Here is a 19,062-nt window from a genome sequence, read left to right as displayed (position 1 = left end):
GCCCTCGTCAAGCGAACATGTGACGGGAAAGTGCTTCCCATGGACCGCCACGATACCACCATGCCGCCAGCCCCGCGATTTCGACGTCGCGGGGGGCGAAATCGCGCGACAAAGCGGTCAGCAGCAGCTTCGCGATATTGGGCTGGACCTTGTTCTGGATGGTGACGTGCGGACGCCAGCCGCCAGCATCCTGCGGCGTCAGCAGGCCCGCGAAAGCGTCGGCCAGATCGCGCCGGATCGCGACCAGATCGGGCGATTCGATCCGATAGGCGACACCGCGCCCCAGCGACATCAGCCCGCCGACGCGCGCCTGCGGCGCTCGCACGCCGCGGGTGAGGCCGTTCAGGCGATGCTTGATCTCACCCTCTGCCGAGGGCGGCAGGTGATGGAACAGCGTCAGATGCGCGGCCAGCACGTTGCGTTCGGGCGGGAAGTGCGCCGCCCGCTGCGCATCGAACCAGCCCTGGTCGCGCCGCCCGAACAGGGCCGTCACGATGATGGGCGCCGGCTCGCTCAAATCTCCACCTGGCTGCCCAACTCGACCACGCGATTCGTCGGCAGGCGGAAGAATTCCATCGCGCTTTCGGCGTTGCGCAGCATCCAGGCGAACAGCTTTTCGCGCCACAGCATCATGCCTGGCCGTTCCGAGGCAAGCAGCGTCTGCCGCGACAGGAAGAAGCTGGTGTCCATCATCTTGAAATCGGTGCCGCAGCCATGGACGCGCTTCAGCGCCGCGGGCACGTCCACCTCTTCCATGAAGCCGTAGCGCAGGACGAGGCGGTAGAAGCCCTCGCCCATCTCCTCGCGCGTGGCGCGGTCGGTTTCGGGCCAATAGGGCTGCTGAACGATCTTCACCGTCAGCAGGATGATCCGCTCGTGCAGCACCTTGTTGTGCTTCAGATTGTGGAGCAGCGCGTGCGGCACGCCATCGGCGCTGGAGGTCATGAACACCGCCGTCCCCGACACGCGGCTTGCCGAATTGATCGCGGAGGTGATGAACACCTTGGTCGGCATCGCCGCCTCGCGCAGCCGCTCCATCATCAGCGTTCGCCCCTTCGACCAGGTCGTCAGGAAGGTGAAGACGATCAGGCCGATCATGAGCGGGAACCAGCCGCCATCGGGCACCTTGGTCAGGTTCGCGGCGAAATAGGCACCGTCGACCAGAAAGAACAGGCCGAGCAGCGGCGCGGCGGCATAGAGCGGCCAATTCCACAACCGGGTGAGCGCCACGCCGAGCAAACAGGTATCGATGAACATCGCCCCCGTCACCGCGATGCCATAGGCAGAGGTGAGGTTCGACGAGGTGCGGAAGAACAGCACCAGCAGGATCACCATCGTCATCAACAGCCAGTTGATGAGCGGGATGTAGATCTGCCCCACCGTCGCAGCGCTCGTGTGTTCGATGCGCAGCCGCGGCATGAAGCCCAGCTGGATCGCCTGTTGCGTGACGGAGAAGGCGCCCGAGATCACCGCTTGGCTGGCGATGATCGCCGCCATCGTCGCCAGCAGCACCAGCGGCAGCTGCAAGCTGTCGGGCGCGAGCATGTAGAACGGGCTGCGCAGCGCCGCCTCGCCTTCGCGGAACAGCAGCGCGCCCTGCCCCAGATAGTTGCACATCAGCGCGGGCAGCACGAACACCAGCCACGACAAGCCGATTGGCTTGCGCCCGAAATGCCCCATATCGGCGTACAGCGCCTCCGCCCCCGTCACCGCGAGTACGACCGAACCGAGCGCCAGGAACGCACGGACCGGATCGGCGAGGAAAAAGTGGATCGCGTGGTGCGGTGAAAAGGCCCACAGGACATGCGGCGTCTGGACGACGCTGAGCAGCCCCAGCACGGCGATCACCCCGAAATAGACGAGCATGATCGGCCCGAAGATCAGGCCGATTCGCGCGGTGCCGCTGCGCTGGACCCAGAACAGCGCGATCAGAATGGCGAGCACGATCGGCAGCACTAGCCCCGAAAAGGCCGGCGCTGCGATCGCCAACCCCTCGACCGCGCCGAGCACGGTCACCGCAGGCGTGATCATCGAATCGCCGTAGAACAGCGAGGTGGCGAAGACGCCGAGCAGCACGATGCCGGTCGACCATCGCTTGCTCTTCGTCCGCCCCGACACGAGGGCGAGCAGCGCCAGGCTGCCCCCTTCCCCATTATTGTCGGCGCGCATGATGATGGCGACGTATTTGATCGTCACCACGATCATCATCGACCAGAACATCAGGCTCAGCACGCCCATTATGTGTAGCGGATCGAGCGCGAGCTTGTGGTGCCCGGCGAAGGTTTCGCGAAAGGCGTAGAGCGGGCTGGTGCCGATATCGCCGAAGACGATGCCGATCGCACCGACCGCCAGCTTCAGCAGGCCATCGCTGTGGTGAACGGGTATCTCATCCTCCGCGCGGGCGTCGGGAGGGGCTGCCGGTACGGGGCTGCTCACGAGCGGCTCGATCGGTCCGTCGGTACGCGACCGGCGTTGTTCGCAAGCTGTTGCATCGGCGCTGCCTTAGCATGGCCTGAACGGCGGGAGCAACGGCAGCGGAAGGCGATGAGCCGCCCCGAGACAGGGCTCGCAGCGTCTCCCGACATCGCGCGTTGCCCGGCCGCGCGAGCGCGTACCGCATTGGAAGCAAACGCGAGTTAGGGCCTGCGAAAGACCTCACGAATCACGAAATGCGACGCCAGCCGGGTGACGCCGGGCAGCCGCGACAGCGTTTCGCGGTGGATGCGTTCGAACGTATCGTCGCGCCGCACCTCGACGTGGAGCATATAGTCCGCCTCGCCGCTCATCAGAAAACAGTCGCGGATTTCGGGGACGTCGACGATCTGGCGCTCGAACGCGGCCATCGTCTCCTCGCGCTGGTCGCGCAGCGTCACGTTCACCATCACGACGCTGGGATTGCCGCGCGCCGCCTTGCTGAGCACGGCGCGGAAGCCGGCGATCAGCCCGCGATCCTTGAGCGATCCGACGCGCCGATGCGCGGCGCTGGGCGACAGGCCCACCTTCTCCCCCAGTTCGGCGCTGGTGAGGTCCGAACTGACGAGCAACTGGCCAAGGATCTTCTGGTCTAGGGCGTCGAGCATGATTCTCGCTTTATGGCAACTATCCACGCAAGAACATCCCGCAGTGGCCGCCGATAGGCAATGACATTGCAAGCCTCTCCCGCCCTGCGCGTAGTAAGAGCGCCGTTAGAAGAGGAGATTCCCATGCGCATCGGTGTTCCCAAGGAAATCAAAAACCACGAATATCGCGTCGGCCTGACCCCGCCGTCGGTCGCCGAGCTGGTCGCCGCCGGCCATGAGGTCGTCGTCGAGACGAAGGCCGGCTCCGGGATCGACTTCGAGGACCAGGATTATATCGACGCGGGTGCGACGATCCTGGCCGATCCCGCAGCGGTCTTCGCCGCCGCCGACATGATCGTGAAGGTCAAGGAACCGCAGGCGAGCGAGATCGCGCTGCTCGAACCGCGGCACCTGCTGTTCACCTACCTCCACCTCGCCGCCGACAAGGCGCAGGCCGAAGGACTGGTGAAATCGGGCGCGACCTGCATCGCATACGAAACCGTCACCGCGGCGCGGGGCGGCCTGCCGCTGCTGAAGCCGATGAGCGAGGTCGCGGGCCGCATGTCGGTGCAGGTCGGCGCGCATTACCTCGAAAAGGAACAGGGTGGCCGCGGCGTCCTGCTCGGCGGCGTTCCGGGCGTCGCCCCGGCGAAGGTCGCGATCCTCGGTGGCGGCGTGTCGGGCGTCAACGCCGCGCAGATGGCGGTCGGCATGCGCGCCGACGTGACGATCTACGACATTTCGAACGATCGCCTGGCCGAGCTGGACATGTTCTTCTCCAGCCAGATCAAGACGGCCTATGCGTCGAAGGCGGCGATCGCATCGGCGGTGAAGAACGCCCATCTCGTCATCGGCGCGGTGCTGGTGCCGGGCGCCGCGGCGCCGAAGCTCGTGACGCGCGACATGATCAAGACGATGAAGCGGGGCGCGGTGATGGTCGATATCGCCATCGACCAGGGCGGCTGCTTCGAAACCAGCCATGCCACCACCCACGAAGACCCGGTGTTCGAGGTCGACGGCGTGATCCATTATTGCGTCGCCAACATGCCCGGCGCGGTCGCGCGCACCAGCACCTTCGCGCTCAACAACGCGACGCTTCCGTTCGCCATCAAGCTGGCCAACATGGGCGCGGAAGCGGCGATGAAGGCGGACGCGCACCTCGCCAACGGTCTCAACGTCTATCACGGCAAGATCACGCATCATGCGGTGGCCGAGGCGCTGAACATGCCGTTCACCGGCTGGAACGGATAAGGAACAGGAATGTTGGGGTCTTCTGAAAGGAAGACCCCATGTCCACGACCGAGAATCCCAAGGACCACCCGACCGGCAACGCCGAAAAGAACCCCGACGACTGGACGACCGGCGACGAGGCGATGACCGGTGCGCAGGCGAGCTACCTCAAGACGCTGAGCGAGGAAGCCGGCGAATCGTTCGACGACACGCTGACCAAGGCGGAAGCCTCGAAGCGGATCGATGCGCTGCAGGAAGCGACCGGGCGCGGGAAGTAACGCGCCGCTTGCCTCGGTTAGCGCGGCAGTCCGCTACCGCGAGAAACCTGATATATGCCCGTCGCCCGTCATCGCGACCGTAGCGACCAGACACGGCAAAATTCACGCTCGCCTCTCAAGTAACGGAGGCGAGCGCTTCTTTTTATTCGCGGGCCAGCGTTGCGCCGCCGCCGCGCGTCATCGTCAGCATCGCCGGGTCCGCCGCGTCATAGCGCCGCCATGGGACGGCGCCCTTGCCGTTGGGGTTACCCGTCTTGACGAAATTGACGAGATAGCGGCTCGCTACGGTCGCCGCGGCGCGATCGGTCGATGTGGTCGCCGCGCCATATTTGATGTCGGCCGTGTCGAAGAAGAACGGGATGTCGGTCGCATGCCCCGCCCCCGCACCGTCCGGCGTCGCCGCCGACGTCGCGACATAGTCGAAGCGATAGTAATAGACCGGCACGCCTTGCTTCGCGAGCAGCCCCGCGACGTCGCGTGCGCCCCCGATCATGACGCCATCCGGTCCGCCAATATCATTGCTGGTCGCCCCCACCATCACCGGTACGTGCGCGAAGCGACCGGCGCGATAGGCGTCGCGGCCGTCGACGAAGGTACGGCCATCGGGCACCGGCCCGCTGTAAGTGCGCCCCTCACCCTGCTGCTGCCCCAGGGTGGCGAGGTTGAGGCCGTCGACCACCTGCTCACCGGACAAAGCATGCAGTGCCGCCGAGGCCGCGGGGCCTGTACCGTCGATGCCCTTGGCGCGCGCAAAGGCGGTCGCCGCCGTCTCTGCGGTCGCTACGCTTGCGCCCTTGTACGATCCGTCCCCGCCCGACTGGATGACCGCGGCGCGGAACAGGCCCCGCGCCGCGGGCGAGGTCAGCATGGCGTGGACGGACATGCCGCCCGCACTTTCGCCGATGATGGTCACCGCATCGGGATCGCCACCGAAAGCCGCGACGTTCCGCTTCACCCAGCGCAGCGCGGCCAGCTGGTCGAGCAGACCGAAGTCCACCTTGCGCGGCGTAGTGGCGAGTGCGGGATGCGCGAAGGTGCCGAAGCGTCCCAGGCGATAGTTGAAGCTCACCATGACGATGCCCTGCCGCGCCAGCGCCGCGCCGCTGTAGGTCGGCGGCGAGGACCCGCCGTTGACGAAGCCGCCGCCGTAGATCCACACTAGCACGGGCAGTTTGGCCCCCGCCTTGACGCCCGCGGGCCGCCACACATTGGCGTAGAGACAGTCTTCGGCCGGTGTCGTGCCGAGCGGCGCGGCATCGCTGGGGAACGGCAGCTGCATGCAATCCGCCGCATAATGCGTGGCGTCGCGCGGCGCCGTCCAGGCTTGGACCGAGTGCGGCGGCTGCCAGCGCAACGCGCCCACCGGCGGGGCCGCGAACGGAATGCCCTTGAACGCGTCCACGCCCGCGTCCGTCGCGCCGCGTACCGGTCCACTGGCGGTGCGCGCCTGCGGCACGTTTTGCGCCGGCGCGGTGCCGCTCGTGCCGACGATCGCCAGGGCCAAGACGAAACGAAGGGGATTCAAGTTCATAGGGCGCTCCGGTTCACATCGCGGCGGGAGAGCCTCGCACGGCATGACCGGGCGGGCAACAGAGCGGGTGCAGATCGCCGCAGCGGGCGTTTGCGGCAGCGGGCCACAGCCAACGGTCCGTCGCAAATCATCCACATTGGTGGTTAATGTCGGAACGGCTCCATTCCTGACCAGTTGGACCCGGATGAGCGAGACACCCGAAACGTTGTTCGCCCTTGTCGAGGCGGATCATCTGACCCGCATCCACCTGAAGCTCAGTCTCGAAGACGTAGGTTTCGCGGTGAAGGAGCAGGACGACACGATCGCCCTTGTCGGAACACCCGACCCGACTGTGGCCGAAGACAGCCCGATCCTGCCCACGCGGCCATCGACTGCCGACGACAGCGGTGCGGCTTAGCCGATCGTCGCGCCGCCAGGGTCCTGCGCCAGGATCCGCCCCATGGCCTCGAACAGCGCATCCATCGCCACCGGCTTGAACAGCACCTCGTTCGCGCCCGCGGCCAGACAGCGTTCGCGCAGGTCCAACGCCGTGTCCGCGGTGATGACGATGATCGGCACATTGGCCTTGTCATCCGGGCGCGCGCGAATGTGCCCGATCGCGGTGATGCCATCCATCCCCGGCATGCGTAGATCGATGAGCAGCATATCGAAGGTTTCGGCTTCGATCGCCGCCAGCCCCGCCTCGGCGTTCTCCGCCTCGACCATACCAACACCGGCAACGTCCAACATGTCGCGGACGACGCGGCGATTCATCCGGTCGTCCTCGATGAACAAGACGTTCATCGCACCATGGTCCGGCATCCGCGAGGGCAATGGGTCAACATGGCTGCGCGTCTACGCCTCATGCCGCCTGTGACACAAGCGTTGCGTCGCGGCTGGCGAACAGGACGGCGAGCAGATCGCTCGCCGCTATCGGTTTGAGAAGGTGCAGGACTTCGATTTCGGGATCGAAGGCCGCACGCGCCGCGGCGGCATCCGCCGGCCACAACAGCAGCACTGTCGCTTCGCGGCCCGCCGCTGCGACGAGGCGCCCGATCTCGGCATGGGGGTCGTCGCACGCGCGCAGCGCCGCAACGTCGACGACGATCCGGTCGATGGGGTCGGCGGCAAGCCGGTCGATTGCTGCGTCCAGCGTCGCGAGCGGTACGACGTCCGCCGCCCGCGTCGCGATCACCGTCTTCAGCATCGCCCGCGTGATCGGATGCGGGTCGACGACCAGGACGCCTGCCTGCGCTTGATCCTTCGGCTGCTCGGGCCGGTCGGCATGACGGAGCGGCAGGTCGACCGTGAAACAGGCGCCCTGGCCCGGCACGCTCGCCACCGTCACCTCGCCGCCCATCGCTCGCGCGAGGTTGCGGCAGATCGACAGGCCCAGCCCCGTGCCGCCGAAGCGCCGCGTGGTGCTGGTGTCCGCCTGGGTAAACGATTCGAAAATCGCCTGCTGCTGTTCGACCGCGATGCCGGTGCCCGTATCCGTCACCACGATTCGGATGCGCTCGCTGTCGCCCGCCGCCGCGATCGCTTCGACGGTCAGCGTCACGCTGCCGCTCGCGGTGAACTTCAACGCGTTGGACATCAGGTTGAACACGATCTGCCGCACGCGCAACGCATCGCCGACGATCCAATCGGGGCAGCGGGACAAATCGGCGTGGAAGACGAGGCCCTTGGCCGCCGCCTGATCCTGCCACAAGCGCAGGCAATCCCGCAGCATCGCAGCGAGATCGAACGGCGCGTCTTCGATCGTCAGGCGACCGCTCTCGATCTTGGCAGCATCGAGGATGTCGTCGACCAGCGCGCGCATCGTCACGCCGGCCCCATGGACGACGGTCAGCCGATCGCGCAGATCGCCCGCGACGCTGCCGTCCGCCAGCATCACCTGCGTCATGCCGAGGATGCCGTTCAGCGGCGTGCGGATTTCGTGGCTGGTCGTCGCAAGGAATTCGGACTTGGCGGCCAGTGCCTTTTTGAGGTCCGCGTTGACGGCACGCACACGGTCGCGACTGCGCCGCAGCGTCACGATGCCGATGCCGAGCATCAGCAGCACCGCCAGCACGCCGACGGCGAAGCCGACGAACACGGTCTGCTGCGTGCGGACACGCGCCTTTTCGAACGCGACGCTCCGCCGCGCTTCGTCGCGCTGCAGGTTGGCGATCCGCAGTTCCTGATTTGCGAAATCGAAGCGCGCCGCCATCAGCGCGGCATTGGTCGACCGGGCAAGCGTGGTTGCCTCGTCGTCCAGCCGCTTCAGCGCCATAAGATGCTGTAGCGCGAGGTCGGGGGCACCGCTCGCGCGGTAGATCGTGTATGCGGTCTGGTGCGCCTCACGGTCGATCAGCGTCGATTTGGCAAAATCCTGCCCAGCGAACCGCTCGCCGATCAGCCGCGCCGCCGTTGCCAGATCGTGGCGCTGATACGCCGCCTGCGCCGCCAGCCCGATCAAAACCGTGCGATAGGGCTGACCGGCGCCGTCCTGCCCCGACAGACGCAGGCCTTCGTCGATCGCGCGTTGCGCGCCCGCGACATCGCCCATTGCCAGCCGCGTTTCGGCGATATTGCCGAGTACCAGCGATTGCAGCAGCGGGCTTCGCATCTGCGCGGTCAGCGCCAGTGCCTTGTCGAACTGCGCCTCCGCCTCGCGCAGCCGTTTCAACTTTTTCAGTGCGCCGCCGCGGTTGTTGTACAGCGATAGCGCCAGCATGGGATCGCCGCGGTAGGTGCCAAGTGCCTGATCGAAATAGCGTAGCGCATTCACATGATCGTTGGCGCCGCTGTACAGCGCGCCGATCGACTGCAACGCCTTGGACTGGCTGCGCACCTCGCCCTGCCGGCGGAAGATCGCATAGGCCTTCTGATAGTCGCTCAGCGCATCCGCGACGTCCACCTGCGCCGTGTTGATCCAGCCCCGTGCCAGCAAGGCATCGCCATGCAGCATCGCATTCGGCGCCAGCCGCGCCGACACGCGCACCGCATGTTCGATCAGCGGACGGGCGCCATCGACGTCGTTCAATCGCAGTAGCGCCTCACCCTGTAACCACTGCGCCGTCGCCTGCATCATCGCGCGTTGCGATGCGGTCGGGGCACCGGCGGCCATCCGTTCGGCTTCGCGCGCACGGGTCACGGTTTGATGCGGATCAGTGAGCATCGCCGCACGGGCGTCTGCGATCAGCGCATCGAACCGATCGCCGGCCTGGACCGCCGCCGCGGGCGTCGCTAGCGTCAGGGCAAGGGCAGCGAGCATCATGCGGCCCGGCCGCGACGCGGGCCGGTACGTGGCCATGTCAGCGCCGCTGAACCTGCAAGCCACCGAAGGCGGCAAGCGGCTGCGGTCGGACGAGGCGATGAAGTCCGTCGTCCATATATTGGACCAGTGCGTCGAGCGGCACCGGCCGGCTGAGCAGGAATCCCTGCACCATGTCACAGCCCATCACCGTCAACAGCGCGAGCGCGGCGTGCGTCTCGACGCCTTCCGCCACCACCTCCATCTCCAGCGCATGGGCCAGGTCGATGGTGGATCGCACGATCAGCGGATCGCGATTGGAGCTGGTGAGCTGCGTCACGAACAATTTGTCGATCTTCAGCTCGCGCGCGGGCAGTTGCTTCAGATAGGCCAGCGACGACAGGCCGGCACCATAATCGTCGATCGAAATGACGATGCCGAAATCGGCGAAGATCTGAAGGTTGGCGATCGCGCTGGCAGGATCGCGGATCACCGACGTTTCAGTGATCTCGAACCCCAACCGGGCATCGCTGTCGCCCACCAGCACGCAGGCTTCGCGCACGAAGGCGTCGTCGGCCAGCAACTGACCCGAGATGTTGATGAACAACCGCAGGTCGTGGCCGCGCGATACGAGGTTACGCTGATCGGCGATGGCGCGGCGGATCGTCCACAGCGTCATCGCGCCGATCAGATTGCACTGCTCCGCCGCCGCGATGAAATCATTGGGCATCACCAGCCCGCGCGTCGGATGGCGCCAGCGCACCAAGGCCTCGGCACTGGTGATCTCCTGCCGCCGGACGTGGACCTTGGGCTGATAGTGGAGGATCAGCTCGTCGCAGGCGATCGCCCGCTCGAATTCGTCACCCAGCGCGATCAGTTCGGCGGGCAGCGCGGATGGGGCGAGATCGCGCGACAGACGGGTGCGGGCAAGCGCCGCCTCGGCCGCTTCGACCAGCGCCACCTCGTCGACGGTCGATGCGGGCGCGGAGGCGGCACCGAAATCGAGCGAGAACAAGACGCTGGCATCGCCGATCAGGAACGGTTCGCGAAACCCCGCGGCGATGGCGGCGGTCCGCATGTCGATCGCCGCAGGATCGTCGTCGAGGAACGTGCAGGCCAGTTGGTCACGGCCGACAATCGCTACCGAGGCATCGGGCAGTAACCGACTGATTCGGGCCGCTGCGATCGACGCGATGCCCTCCGCGCGGGCACAGCCGACCCGGCGGCGCAAATCGGCGAAGTTGGCGATGGCGACCAAAAGGTAAAAGCGCTGCGAAACAGCCGCTGGCGTGGGCGCGCTGACCGCCCCATCCTTCGGAATTTGCTCGTTTTTCGTGCGGGGCGCGCGCGTCATGACGGGTCCGGGCTACGCCAGATCGCTGAAGATAGCGTTAATCCTCGCGATGCCCCTAAGCGCCTGAATGCCAGATTGAGTAATCCTTAATGTACTGTTAAGGTTAACGGGCATCCTCGCGGTGTGACCATAAGGGAGATAAGCATGTTGGAACTGTTCTTCGCGATCGTCGCCGCTGCCATCACCGTCGACATCAAGCCCTGGTAATCACGACCGGTTCGGGATGGCGGCAGGCTACGCCTCCAGCCATCCCGAACCGGATCCGTTGCGGCGCCCGTAGCGCCGGCGTTTCTATATCGGTTGTGCCGAGCCCCGGCCCTGTCGGGTGACATCACGGCTCTTGAGCGTGGTCCGCGAACCGCCGCCCCTTCATTCCATCGGAATGGCCCGACGAAGGCCAGCGCACCGCGCTCAAGCCGCGATGCTGTCCGTCCCCCTGCGCTCACGCGCCGGATTGCTGAACACCATATCGTCGTCCACCGACCCGAAGCGCAGCGCCAGCACGTCCAGCGCATAATTCTGGTTGAGCTTCCACGGCTTGCGTGAGCCCTGCTTGGGCAGATCGCGTTCGGCGCGCTGGATATAGCCCGAGGTGAAATCGACGAACGGTTCGGTCGTCATCGTCGTATCGTCGGTATGCGGCGTCGCCTGGCGCACCCCGCGCTTCGTCATCGTGTTGAGCAGGCGGCAGACATAGGTCGCGACCAGATCAGCCTTCAGCGTCCACGAGGCATTGGTATAGCCGAACGTATAGGCCAGGTTCGGCACGTCCGAAAACATCATGCCCTTATATTGCAGCGCCTTGCTGAGATCGATCGGCATGCCATCCTGGCTGAAGCGCACCCCGCTGAGCAATTGCAGCTCCAGCCCCGTCGCGGTGACGATGATGTCGGCGGGCAATTCCTTGCCCGATGACAGCCGGATACCCGTCGGCGTGAACCGATCGATCGTCCCCGTCTCGACCGACGCATCGCCGCGCTTGATCGCGTCGAACAGGTCTGCGTCGGGCACCAGGCACAGCCGTTGGTCCCACGGATTGTAGCGCGGGGTGAAATGGGTATCGACGTCATAGTCCGGCCCCAGATGCTCCCGCACCATGCCGATCAACCGCTCCTTGAACTTCTGCGGCCGCTTCTTTGCGATGCGGTAGAAGACCATGCCGGTCAGCACGTTCTTCCAGCGCGTGGTGCCGTAGGCGAGCTTTGCCGGCAGACGGTCGCGCAGCCAGTTGGCGAAGCGATCCTCCGCCGGACGCGACACGACATAGGTCGGTGAGCGCTGGAGCATCGTGACGTGGCCGGCGCGCTTCGCCATTTCGGGCACCAGCGTCACCGCCGTCGCGCCACTGCCGATCACGACGACGCGCTTGCCGTCATACTCCAGATCTTCGGGCCAGAGCTGTGGGTGGACGATCCGCCCGCCGAAGCTCTCCACGCCTTCGAAATGCGGCGTGTAGCCGTTGGCGTATTTATAATAGCCCGAACACATGCACAGGAAATTGCAGGTGAAGGTCAGCGGCGCCCCGTCCGGGCCGGTCGCCTCCACCGTCCAGCGCGCGTCGGCGGTCGACCAAGACGCCGCGGTGACGTGGTGCCGAAAGCGGATGTGGCGATCGATGCCATAGGTCTGCGCCGTTTCCTCGACATAGGCCCGGATCGAAGGACCATCGGCGATCGATTTGGCGGCACGCCATGGGTGGAAGGCGAAGCCCAAGGTGTGCATGTCGCTGTCAGATCGGATACCGGGATACCGAAACAGGTCCCACGTACCCCCGAGTGCGGCCCGCCCCTCCAGGATCACATAGCTGCGGTCAGGGCAGCGTTTTTGCAGGTGATACGCCTGACCTACCCCTGAAATTCCCGCACCCACGACGACGACGTCAAAATGCTCGGCCACCGCTCTCTCCGCATACCCGTTATTCGGATTTGCGGAGAGGCTACCGTAGGTCGCGTCAATAGTCTCGCGAATATTTCAAGCGGACGTCCGATCCGCCCTGCGAGCCGGTCGCGGTCAGCAGGCTGAGCGTACGGGTCAGCGCGATCTCCAGCTGTGTCGCGGTATAGCCGCGCGCATCGGTGACGATCTCCACATAGATGTTGTCGGTGATGTATTTGCCCGCGGCGAGGCTGGTGCCGCGCCCGGTCGCCTGATCGGCGCCAAGCACGCGCAGCCGGTCGAAGCCCGTCGCTGAGCGCAGCTTGCCGAGCGGGTTCAGCCCCCCGCCCGAGCCACGCAGCGAATTGAGCGCGCTCGCCAACTGGATCGCCTCGGTCGCCGACAGATTTTCGGGATTGGTGCCGAACAGCAGGCGGCTCAGCACCTCGTCCTGCGGCAAGGCGGGCGTCGAGGTGAAGGTGATCTGCGGGCGCTGGCCGGTGCCCGTGATCTGGATCACCGCGGTGATGCCATTGACCGTGGTGGTCGCCTGGATGTTGATGTCGGGATCGCTCAGCGCGCCGCCGTTGAAGCGGATCGTGCCGCGATTGACCTCGAACCGCTTGCCCGCGAAGGAATAGGTGCCGCGGACGAGATCGAGCCCACCGGTCACCACCGGCGCCGCCGACGTACCGCCGACGTGCAGCTTCATCTGCCATTCGGATTCGAGGCCCATGCCCGACACGAACAGCTGGTTGGGCGCACTGACGTTGAGATCAAGGCGGATCGTGCTGACCGGTGCCGGCGTCGGACGGTCGGTGGGCCGCGGTGTGACGATCTGGCTCTTGCGGCGCACGCCCGTCAGTTCGGGCACCTCGGCCGCGCCCTGACGGATGATCTGATAGCGCGCCTCGGGGATGGTGAGGTTGCCCTGCAACAGCCCGCCATCACGGCCGTGCGTGAAGCGGATCGTGCCCGACGAGGTCGCCGCGACCGCATCGCTCTTCGCGAGCTGCGCATTGTCCAGCCGCGCGCGCACGTCGACCGGGAAGCCGGCATCCGCCGCCAGGCCGATCGTACCCTGCGCCTGCACCGTGCCACTGCCCGCCCGCGCGGTGAGGCCGGTGAGTTCGAGCCGGTCATTGTTGAAGCGTGCGGCAATCTTCATCTGCGACAGGCGCGTGCCGAAGGTTTCGTTATCATAGGTAAGATTGTCGGCACGGATCAGGCCGTTGAGCTGCGGTGCCGAGACGCGACCGGAGAAATCCGCGGCGACCGCGATCGGTCCGGAGAGCTGCTGGTTGGGCAGCGCGGCCAAGCTGAACAGCACCGCCGACGGTCCGTTGTAGCGGATACCGCCCCCGAGCGGCGCCTGCATCAGCCGTGTCGTCCACGATCCCGCGCCCGGCGGCAGCGGCCGCAGCGTTGCGAGCAGGCGACCGATCGCCATCGGTCCACGCTTCACGAGCGCCCGCATCTCGCCACCATCGGGCAGCAGCTTGCCGATGACCTGCACGTCGACCGGTTCGGACACGGCCGACAGGCCGGTGCGCTGGAAATTGGCGATCGTCAGCCGCGCATCGGCCGCCGGGATCGCCTGCCCCTGCTGACGATAGTCGAGGCTGCCGGTGACGGCGCCCGATACGCCCAGGTTCGGCACGAACGCCGACAGGATCGACAGGTTGAGCGAGTCGAGCCGCGCCTGCGCCGCGGTAACGCCGCCGCCGAACGATCCCGCAAGGCGGGCCGAACCGGCATTGGTGCCCTGGCCGAAATCGATCCGCGTCGGCGCCAGCGTATAGACACCGCGCGCCGCAGTGATCCGCGCCGGCGTGCCGGTGCGGAACGGGATGCCGTTCGCCTGCCCCTGCGCCGCGACCAGATAGGCATCGGGCGACAGGCGCGCGTTGATCGCCAGACGCAGCGGCACGCCGCTCGATCCGTTGAGCACCGCCTGCGCGGTGCCGCGGCCGCCGGCATAGTTCACCTTGGCGCGCATCGCCTGGATGACGAAGGCATTGTAGCGCGTATCGCCCACCTGCACGTCGGCCACCACCTGCGGCGCCTTGGGGACCATCATGACGCTGGCATTGACGATCGCGCGACCGATGGTGAAGTCCGACTGGCCGGGAATGGTGGCGTTGAACGCTCGTGCGGCGACGTCAGCGCGCTGATAGCCGCCCTGATCCGCCAGACGCACATTGCCGGTGATGCCACGGCCGGCGAACTGCAGCGCGCCAGCGAACGGCCCCGCCGGCGTGGCGGCGATCCGCCCCTGTCCGACGATGCCGGCAAAGACGAGGCGGTTGACGTCCACCGTCAGCCGCGGGCTGGGCCGCACCAGCACATCGGCGGTGAACGGCCCATAATCGGTGCCGCCCTTCGCGGTCACGGCATAGGCCCCGCCCCGCCCGACGATCCGCGCATCGACATCGACCAGCCCAACGCCCAGCCCCGGCCGTGCCGCGTGCAATACGACGACGGGGGCATCGGCGGTGCCGGTGACACGCGCCGTGACGGGGCCATATTGCGCCGAATAGGCGTCGGCATTCACCGCCACCGCGCCGGTGCCCGGATCGAATCGTCCCTCGCCGCGGGTGATGCGGAACTGCGGCGCGTTCATCCGCAGATTGCGGAAGGTGACGATGCCTTCGGGGCTGTAGCCGATGTCGCTGCGGACGATCGCATTGCCGCCCAGGAAGTCGCGCACGCCGCTATTGAACAGCTGCTTGGTCTGCGCGACGACGCGGCCGGTGATGCCGAACCCGCCACGTGCGCCGGGCACCAGCTTGGCGTCGGTGGTCAGGTCGATGATGCCGATGCTCTCGACGCGGTAATTGTTGACCCGCCCCTTCAGCGCGCCGGTGTAGCGACCCGTCTGCACGTTCGCGACGACCACCGCGGTCGCATCGATGTTATCGGATCGGATGCGCAGATTATCCGACAGGATATTGGGCATCGAAATGGCGAAATCGCCATTGATCCGCACATTGTTCGTCAGCCCACCCACGGCCGCATTCAGACCGGTGACGCGGCGCGCGCGCGCGTTGACGGGCACCAGGATGCGATCGGCATTCACCCGCGCCAGCCCCTCGGCATAGACGGTCTCGACCGTCGTCGTGCCGAAGCCCAATGCCGCCGCGCTGACCTTGTAATCCACCGTCGGCGTCGCGAAGGCGCCATCTAGCACCAGCCGCGCCATCACGTCACGACCGCGCAGGTTGGGTGCGATCGCGCCCGGCGTCAGCAGCCGTGCGTTGACCGCGAAATTGCCGAAGCGGCTGTTGGCCAGATCGAGCAGGCCGCCTGCATCCACCGCCAGCGCGTCGGACTTCAGCGTCATCCGCGTATCCGCCTTGCGGTCGTTCAGCGTCGTATCGATCGCAAGGTCCAGCCGCGGCGCGGTCAGCCGCTCGACCGGACCGGTTAGGTACAGGCCCGGGGTGGCAAAGCCACGCAGCTCGATATGGCCATTCTTGGCCGTGATGCCGATGTCGGCGAGCTGCCCCTGCCCCAGCGTCGCCAGCGCGCGACCTTGCCACGCCTGCCAGCTTCCGCGCCCGTCGACGCTCGCGGTCAGCGGCGCCTTCAGCGAGGCCATCGTGGCCACCACGCCGCCGACGGGCGCCGACAGCTTGGCGTTCACGTCGAGCATGTTGCGATCGGGGACCGCATTCAGCGTCAACCGCAGTCGGTCGCCACCGGCGATGCCCGGCCCGCGCAACGCCGCTGCGTCCGCCACCAGCTGCGCGCGGCGATCGGCGATATGCACTGCGCCATCGACACGCAGCACATGCGTCTCGCCCGTCACCGGCTTCGCCAGCACCAGGCGGCCGATGTGCAGCCGATTCACGTCGATATCGAGGTCGGGCAACAGCGGCGCGTTCGGGTCGCTTGGCGTCGCCTTCAGCTCCGGCCGGCGGGCGAGCGTGACGAGATCGGTCGACAGCCCCCGCACGTCGACATGGTTGCTGGCGAAGGCGAACGGCCGCCAGTCGACGTCGAGCCGCGGGCTGGTGAGGAAGACGCCCTTGGGATCGGCGACGCGCACGTCGCTCAGCACCATCTTGCCGTACAGCGATCCGTCGATCCGCCCGACCTTGATGTTGAGGCCGGAGGCGGTCGTATAACCGCCGATACGGTTGGCGACGAAGCGGCGGCCGGGATCGGTATTGATCCCCAGCACGACGACGCCGACCAGCACGACGAGCGCGAGGATCGCGACCAGCAGCCATTTCAGGATGCGTTGCCACAGCGGGCGCTTTGCAGCCACGATCACGGCGGGTTCGGCGACGGCAGGTTCGGTGGCAGGCACGGGCGTGTCGTCGCTCATCAGTATGCCTGCCCGATCGAGATGTACAGCGCGACGCGCCCGTCGCCCGGCCGCCGGTTGAGCGGCGTTGCGACGTCGATGCGCATCGGCCCGAAATTGGTGTAGAAGCGGCCGCCGATACCCGCGCCGAACTTCAAATCGGTGCCCTTGGGCAGGCTCGATTCATAGCTATTGCCGGCGTCGAGGAACGGCACGATCCCGAAATTGCCGAAGCGATAGCGCGCCTCGATCGAGAATTCGTTGAGCGAACGTCCGCCGACCGGATTGCCCTGCGGATCGAGCGGCCCGAGCCGTTGGTATCCATAGCCGCGCACCGACCCGCCGCCGCCGCCATAATAGCGGCGCGACGGCGCCAGCGCGTCGCGATCGATACCCTGGATCGACCCGGCCTTCGCGCGGCCGGCGATCACCAGGCTGTTCGATACAGGATAATAGAAGGTCCCCTCGATCATCGTGCGCACGTACGGGCGCACGCCGTCGCTCACCGCGCCTTCGGGGCTGAGGTTCAGGCGCAGGCGATAGCCCCGCGTCGGGTTGAGCAGGCTGTTCGACGTATCCCATTCGACCTGCGCCGGCAGCGCGACGATGCCATAGTTGCGCCGCACCCGATCACCCCGCGCGAAGTCGAACACGCTTTCGTTCGTCGCGACGAGCTCGCCACCGTAATAATAGGTGAAGCGCTTCTGCCAGATCGGCGTCGATACATAGCTCCAGCGACCGGAGATCGTCGCGGTATAGGCTTCGAACGCGTCGTAATTGTTGTGGTTGGCACTGGCGAAGGCGAGGAAGGTCTTGTCGCGCTTGCCCGCGTTCGAGCGGCGGAAGGTCGCCGACAGCCCCTGTTCCTGCGTACCAGCGACGATCGTGCCGATCACAGCGCCCTCGGGCGGGAACAGGTTACGGTGGGTCCAGCTGCCCTCGGCCTTGAAGCCCTGCCCGGTCGAATAGCCCGCGCTGCCCGCCAGGCTGCGGGCCGGTCCTTCGGTCTGCCGTACCAGCAGGTCGACCGCCTCGGTGCCGTCGGCGTTGACCCGCCCGGTCTTTTCCGGCTGCACCGACAGGCTGGAAAACAGCCCCGTCGCAACCAATGCGTCGCGCAGATCGTCGGTCTTGCGGCTGTCGTACAGGTCGCCGCTCTTGAAGCGTGGGAAGACGTTGAGGTGGTCGAGGCCGAACACCGGATCCCCGCTGGTCACCAGCTGCCCGAAGCGCGCGCGCGGGCCGGTATCGACCGGCAGCGTATAGGCCCCGGTCGCCTTGTCCGACTGGTCGTCGAGCAGGATGTCGCGGTCGCCGACCTTGACGAAGGGATAGCCTTGCTGCGGCAGGACCAGGCTGACGTTCGCCTCCGCCGCCTGGATGCGCGCGGCCTCGATCGGATCGCCGACCTTCAGCGGCAGGTTGCGCGTGATGAGGTCGGCCGGGATGACCGGCTGGGCTTCGACCTTGATCGACGACAGGCGATACAGCCGCCCCGGGGTCGCCGTGACGGTGGCGCGCAGCCGGCCCGAAGGCTTGCCGTCCGTGCCGGGCTCCGCCTCGATCAGCGAAATCGCGGTGCCGTCATAATAGCCGAGCGACTTCATCAGCCGCACCGCCAGCCCTTCGTCCTCGCGTGCCCGGGCTGCGACCTGTGTCGCATTCGCGGCCTTGCCCTTGCCCTCCTGCAAGGCGGACAACGACTTGAACTCGTCCGCCAGCCCCAGTTTCTGCAAGCCGGTCAGCACCGTGTCGTACCGGATTTCGGGCGCGTTGGCGCTCTTGACGTCGGCGGCGGTTTGCAGCGGCGTGGTATCGAATTGCGTCAGCGGGATCAGCGGCTGCGCCAGTTCGGGGTTTTCCGCCGCGGCGGGGGGCAGCGTCGCATCGCCCTGAACGGCGCCCGCCTGCCCGGCAGACTGAACCTGAGGCGCAGCCGCCTTCGCGGCATCCTTCGGCATGGGCTCGAGCGGCGCGTTGATATCGCCGCTCAGCGTCGGCAATGCGGCGTCGAACGCGGAGTCGGGGATGATCGGCCCGGTGTCTACCGCGGGATCGTTCGCGGTCGTCGGGATCGCCTGATCCTTGGCCTTCGGCGCATCGGGCCCTTGCGCGGGCGCGGTGCCCTGCTGCTGGTTGAACTGAGCCGATGCCGGCGTCGCGGCGAGCAGCGCGACGGCAAGCCAATAATGTCGTCCGGTCAATA

The 19,062-nt window shown here is 66.7% G+C and carries 13 protein-coding genes; 3 read left to right on the top strand and 10 right to left on the bottom strand.

Annotation, left to right across the window (positions count from 1 at the left end; genetic code table 11):
- Positions 1-7: 7 nt before the first annotated feature.
- From GGR47_RS04375 to GGR47_RS04365, 3 genes are all read right to left on the bottom strand, one after another.
- Positions 8-517: a 2'-5' RNA ligase family protein gene (locus GGR47_RS04375; protein ID WP_147034964.1), complete on the bottom strand. Its 510-nt coding sequence runs from the start codon at positions 515-517 to the stop codon at positions 8-10.
- Positions 514-2,436: a potassium transporter Kup gene (locus GGR47_RS04370; RefSeq protein WP_147034963.1), complete on the bottom strand. Its 1,923-nt coding sequence runs from the start codon at positions 2,434-2,436 to the stop codon at positions 514-516. The genes GGR47_RS04375 and GGR47_RS04370 overlap by 4 nt, the downstream gene beginning before the upstream one ends.
- A gap of 200 nt (positions 2,437-2,636) precedes the next feature.
- A complete protein-coding gene (locus GGR47_RS04365) occupies positions 2,637-3,080 on the bottom strand; it encodes an Lrp/AsnC family transcriptional regulator (protein WP_017978174.1) in 444 nt (147 codons plus the stop codon).
- A 123-nt stretch (positions 3,081-3,203) separates the two neighbouring features.
- Here GGR47_RS04365 and ald point away from each other — a divergent pair, with 123 nt between their 5' ends.
- Positions 3,204-4,310 carry an alanine dehydrogenase gene (gene ald, locus GGR47_RS04360; RefSeq protein ID WP_147034962.1) on the top strand — a complete coding sequence of 369 codons (1,107 nt, stop codon included), beginning with the start codon at positions 3,204-3,206 and terminating at the stop codon, positions 4,308-4,310.
- A gap of 38 nt (positions 4,311-4,348) precedes the next feature.
- Complete coding sequence (locus tag GGR47_RS04355; protein ID WP_147034961.1) at positions 4,349-4,567, top strand: DUF3072 domain-containing protein; 219 nt, start codon at positions 4,349-4,351, stop codon at positions 4,565-4,567.
- A gap of 142 nt (positions 4,568-4,709) precedes the next feature.
- Here the strand turns inward: GGR47_RS04355 and GGR47_RS04350 are convergent, their stop codons facing one another.
- Complete coding sequence (locus GGR47_RS04350; protein ID WP_147034960.1) at positions 4,710-6,098, bottom strand: carboxylesterase/lipase family protein; 1,389 nt, start codon at positions 6,096-6,098, stop codon at positions 4,710-4,712.
- A 184-nt stretch (positions 6,099-6,282) separates the two neighbouring features.
- Here GGR47_RS04350 and GGR47_RS04345 point away from each other — a divergent pair, with 184 nt between their 5' ends.
- Positions 6,283-6,495 (top strand): hypothetical protein, encoded by a 213-nt coding sequence (locus GGR47_RS04345; RefSeq protein ID WP_147034959.1) that lies wholly within the window; start codon positions 6,283-6,285, stop codon positions 6,493-6,495.
- Here GGR47_RS04345 and GGR47_RS04340 read toward each other — a convergent pair.
- The 6 genes from GGR47_RS04340 to GGR47_RS04315 form a co-directional block, all read right to left on the bottom strand.
- Positions 6,492-6,881, bottom strand: coding sequence for a response regulator (locus tag GGR47_RS04340; protein ID WP_043059996.1), 390 nt, complete (start codon positions 6,879-6,881; stop codon positions 6,492-6,494). The genes GGR47_RS04345 and GGR47_RS04340 overlap by 4 nt on opposite strands.
- Positions 6,882-6,939: 58 nt before the next feature.
- Positions 6,940-9,339, bottom strand: a complete 2,400-nt coding sequence (locus GGR47_RS04335; protein ID WP_244304938.1) for an ATP-binding protein — start codon at positions 9,337-9,339, stop codon at positions 6,940-6,942.
- Positions 9,340-9,376: 37 nt separating this feature from the next.
- On the bottom strand, positions 9,377-10,669 hold the full coding sequence (locus GGR47_RS04330) for an EAL domain-containing protein (RefSeq protein ID WP_244304937.1): 1,293 nt from the start codon (positions 10,667-10,669) through the stop codon (positions 9,377-9,379).
- Between the two features lie 411 nt (positions 10,670-11,080).
- A complete protein-coding gene (locus GGR47_RS04325; protein ID WP_167509686.1) occupies positions 11,081-12,565 on the bottom strand; it encodes a flavin-containing monooxygenase in 1,485 nt (494 codons plus the stop codon).
- A gap of 55 nt (positions 12,566-12,620) precedes the next feature.
- Positions 12,621-16,877: a translocation/assembly module TamB domain-containing protein gene (locus tag GGR47_RS04320; protein WP_147034957.1), complete on the bottom strand. Its 4,257-nt coding sequence runs from the start codon at positions 16,875-16,877 to the stop codon at positions 12,621-12,623.
- On the bottom strand, positions 16,877-19,060 hold the full coding sequence (locus GGR47_RS04315; RefSeq protein ID WP_147034988.1) for a BamA/TamA family outer membrane protein: 2,184 nt from the start codon (positions 19,058-19,060) through the stop codon (positions 16,877-16,879). The genes GGR47_RS04320 and GGR47_RS04315 overlap by 1 nt, the downstream gene beginning before the upstream one ends.
- Between the last annotated feature and the right edge of the window lie 2 nt (positions 19,061-19,062).

The sequence above is a fragment of the Sphingomonas aquatilis genome, from assembly GCF_014196115.1.
Lineage (GTDB): Bacteria > Pseudomonadota > Alphaproteobacteria > Sphingomonadales > Sphingomonadaceae > Sphingomonas > Sphingomonas aquatilis.
The sequence above is the reverse complement of the archived record's forward strand: the minus strand, read 5'-3'. Positions and strand labels throughout refer to the sequence as shown.